Raw genomic sequence first — 311 nt, 5'->3', positions numbered from 1 at the left:
CCTTGCCGCCGGACTTGATCTCCGAGCCGTTGGCCTTGTTGCCGAAGGCCACCTGCGCGATGCCGGTCACCACCAGCGGGTAGATCACGCCGCACACGATCGTCAGGACGACCAGCGCGCGCAGGCCCGCCCACAGCAGACGGCCAGTGTTGGATACCGAGTTGTTCATAGCCGATCAGCCGATTCCGGGGATGAGGGAGATGAGCAGGTCGATGATCTTGATGCCGATGAACGGGGCGATCAGACCGCCCAGGCCGTAGATGCCGAGGTTGCGGCGGAGCATTTTGTCGGCGCTGGTCGGCTTGTACTGC

General features: G+C 64.0%; 1 protein-coding gene. It reads right to left on the bottom strand.

What is annotated here, in order from left to right; genetic code table 11:
* The coding region (locus ADK54_RS18290) for a potassium-transporting ATPase subunit C (RefSeq protein ID WP_159047831.1) at nucleotides 1-169 on the bottom strand (169 nt) is incomplete at its 3' end.
* Nucleotides 170-311: the final 142 nt, after the last annotated feature.

It is taken from the genome of Streptomyces sp. WM6378, from assembly GCF_001279695.1.
GTDB lineage: Bacteria > Actinomycetota > Actinomycetes > Streptomycetales > Streptomycetaceae > Streptomyces.
The sequence above is the reverse complement of the archived record's forward strand: the minus strand, read 5'-3'. Positions and strand labels throughout refer to the sequence as shown.